This window comes from Frateuria sp. Soil773, from assembly GCF_001428405.1.
Lineage (GTDB): Bacteria > Pseudomonadota > Gammaproteobacteria > Xanthomonadales > Rhodanobacteraceae > LMSL01.
The window spans coordinates 259-3,728 of record NZ_LMSL01000009.1 but is presented as its reverse complement, the minus strand read 5'-3'; the positions used below and the strand labels follow the sequence as shown (position 1 = coordinate 3,728).

Here is a 3,470-nt window from a genome sequence, read left to right as displayed (position 1 = left end):
CGTCAGCCAAGACTGCCAGATGTTCTCCTTTCAAATGACGTCGCGTGAGGGGAAGGCTACGATTCAGCTCCTGTGCGCGACGCTTTAGCGTTCACAATAGTGAAAAAATTTTGAGCTGTATGCCTTGCTTGTAAAGCAGCAGACCTAGGACATGGCTACCGCGTCCGGTCCATGCCCCTCTTGATTCCTATGCCAGTGAAAAGTACAGGTATGGTCTGGAATAGAAACTGCGTTACCGGCCCAGGCCCTAGCAAAAGCCGCACCGCGATTAGCACGACAGCGAGCAGGCTGAGTACCTCAACCATCGTAATCGCAAGTGCCTTCCAGAACCTCTGATCAAATTGTCTATTTGCAGTCACAGGGAGTACTCGCAGTCAGTAGTGCTTGCTCCGTTGCGTAGTCGGAAAGGCCCGCAGCAACCCCAAACACCGGACCTGCCACGTACTTCCCCGGCCCTAGCCCACGATTGGCGACAGTACCTACGAAAACATAGCCTGCAGTGCGCCCCGTCACCTTTAACCCTGGCCCGTTGAAGCCCAATCTTGTGCCAACGTATGACACTAGCCCAGCGCCCAGGGACAATTTCCAGTTTCCCTTGGTTTCCGCCAGTTGACTCTTGAGGCCACGCCTGCCGAGTACAAGTCATAATCCATCTACCAACCGAAACTTACTTAGGTGATCTGCCACCTAAACTCAACACGGATGCAACGATTGATAAACCGACGATGGTTAATCCGCCGAAAAGCTGGATGGCCACCATCTCATCGGCATGCGTCACTAAGGAAACAACCGCACTAAAGGCGACTGAGCTTCCCATTGTGAACCAATATGCACGCGGGAATCGGGTCATGGGCCAAAAAGGCGTATCAAATGCCATGAACCGCTGCTCTTGGCTCGGATTTTTTCTTAGCCAGAATCGAATTACCGGTAGAAGTATCACCCCACAGATTAGCCCGGCAACGATAGTGAAATTTGTTCTTTTATTGAGAAGCAAAGGGAATATAGCAACATTGATCCCTACTAACAGCGTTCGTGCGATGATCCACAGGCCCTTGCGATTCATACTTTTCCCGACTTAGAAATATGCTTGTCCGCCATAACCGAGGAATGCACTCGCACCGACAGTCACGTTGGCTGTTATGGGGCGCTGACTGAATTGTCCATTGCTGACCGATACGCCGACGCTCAAAGGCTTAACGGGCGTGCCCACAGAAATTTCCGCATCATTGACTCCGGGCCCTACTGTTGCCGATACATCGGCGCTCAAGGCGCCTGTGCCAAGATGACCATCTCCCCTTGTGCCTCTCCAGGCGCCGACCTCATGACACCCCGAGTCATCAAGGTTTACTGAGACGGACGCGCCCGCGCCTGCTCCTACGTAACCACCGACGTTGAATTGGCCAGAGTTGTAGCCAAAGGTCAGAAGCCCCCCGATTCCCAGATCAACGCTTATCGTAACCTGCCAAAGTCCTGATGGGTCGTCACGCAGAATCGGATTACCCCCAACGTAAGCGTAACCGTTAACTCCACCTTTCAATCCAACCGGATCGGACTCCAGATATCGCCCGATACTTTCGTCGTATGTCCGGAAGCCGTTGATCCATAACCCCGTCTCCACATCTTGGTACTGGCCTGGGAAACCCAGGTTCAACCCGCCGATTTGATCCAGCGCCACCGAACGACCATAGGGATCATTGTTGGCGCGCCACACCACTTCCTGCGAAGCACCGGTCACCACTTCCGAGCGACCAAGGTGGTCGTTGTGCACGAAGTTGATGGCGCCGTTATCTCGCACCACGCCAAGCAGTTCCGCTCCCGCCCAGATGTAACTCTTCCAGCCGGCCGGTCCATATTCCGTTGCCAGTTGATCGCCCACGTAGATGTAGCGGGTCTGGCTGCCACCAGCGATCTTGCCTACGCGCTGGTCCTGCGCGTTGTACAGCAACGAGGTAGTCGTAGTGCCTGCGTAGACTCGAATGAGCCGGTTGAACGCATCATAGGCATAGGTCTGCGTGATGCCCGGCTGGTCCTGTGCGACCGTGCGGTTGCCGCGTGCGTCGTACTGGTAGTCCGTGCGAGCGCCGGCCAGCGTGGTGTAGCTCGACACCCGGTTGCTCGCCGGCTCGATCACGTAGTCCGCCTGCACGCCGCTGGCGGTATAGCGGCTGCGGTTGCCGTTGGCATCCAAGGTCCAGGTCAGGCCGTTGCGGGTGTCCTTCGATAGCCGACCGGCCGCATCGTAGGCATACGTGCGATTCTGCGTGGCATCGACGCCGTTGGTAATTGCGGTGATCTCGTCGCCGAAGTTGTAGTCATAGCTCAGGTTCTGCCGGACCGTGGCCCCATTGCTGGCGCCGAGGTGGGTGAGTCGGCCATCCTGGTCGAAGCTGGCACTGTGCTTCAGGCCGTTGCCGTACGTCCATTCCGTGGCGGGCCCGAAAGGCTGGTAGTGGAAGCCGGTGGCGATATTGGTAGTGGTACCACCCACGGTGGACGTCACCGCCACCAGCTTGCCGTGGTCATAGGCATACCCAACGGCGACGCCACTGGGATAGCTGATACCCGTCGGACGACCCAGGCTGTCGTAGGTGTAGCCCGTGGTGTTCACCGTGTTCTGCATCGCATCCTGGCGCGTCGCCAGCCAGCCTTCCGACGTGTAGGCGAAAGTCGACCAACTGTGCGTGGTCACGCTGTCACTTCCAGCCATACGGCACAGCCGGCCCTTGCCGTTGGTGCACGTGTCATAGCTGTAGGTGCGGCTCTCCTGGCCGTTGCCCGCAGACGTGGGACGCCCCAGCGCGTCGTAACTGTAGCTCAATGTACTGCCATCGTTACGCGTCTGGCTGGTGAGCAGACCACCGGTGTTGTAATTGTAGGTGGTCGTGCCGGTGTCCGGGCTCACCTGGGTCCAGACCTGGCCGAAGCCGTCCGCCGTGTAGGTGGTAGCGTTGCCGCGCGGGTCGATCACTTTTGTCAGGTGGCCGACGCCATCGTAGGCGTACTGGGTGGCGTTCCCCGCCGGATCGGTCGATCGGATGACCCGGCCGAACGCGTCGTAGATCAGGGTGGTCGTGTGGCCAAGACCGTCGATCGTCGTCAGGACGTTGTTGTTGACGTCGTAGGTGTAGCTGGCCTTGAGATTGCCATTGGCATCGCGTCGCTCTAACACCCGGCCCAGTTCGTCGTACACGAGGGTGGTCTTGGTAGAAACCACCGGTGGCGGCGTGCCGCGCACATCGACCGTGGCGATCGTGATGCCATCGCTCTTGAGGAAGAAGCGGTGACTGTCCGCCGAGATCCAGGGCGCGCTTTTCGAGCCGGATTGACCGCTGGCGAACAACCCTGGCGAGCTGCCATCCAGGTTGGCAATCCAGACCTCGGACGTGGCACTGCTGGACGTCCAGGTGACGAGTTCGGTGCACACGGTGGCGCCCACTGGAATATCGCAGGGATTGGGCGAGGCCGAGATC

At 58.2% G+C, this 3,470-nt stretch carries 2 protein-coding genes; both read right to left on the bottom strand.

Annotation, left to right across the window (positions count from 1 at the left end):
• Positions 1–667 precede the first annotated feature (667 nt).
• Positions 668–1,063: a hypothetical protein gene (locus ASG87_RS19855; protein WP_157510883.1), complete on the bottom strand. Its 396-nt coding sequence runs from the start codon at positions 1,061–1,063 to the stop codon at positions 668–670.
• A 12-nt stretch (positions 1,064–1,075) separates the two neighbouring features.
• Positions 1,076–3,470 (bottom strand): RHS repeat-associated core domain-containing protein (locus tag ASG87_RS05055; RefSeq protein WP_082582755.1); only part of this gene is annotated, 2,395 nt, incomplete at its 5' end.

Excerpts from the sequence above, each read along its gene's own strand:
- ASG87_RS19855 (WP_157510883.1), bottom strand. The coding sequence starts at position 1,063 with ATGAATCGCAAGGGCCTGTGGATCATCGCACGAACGCTGTTAGTAGGG.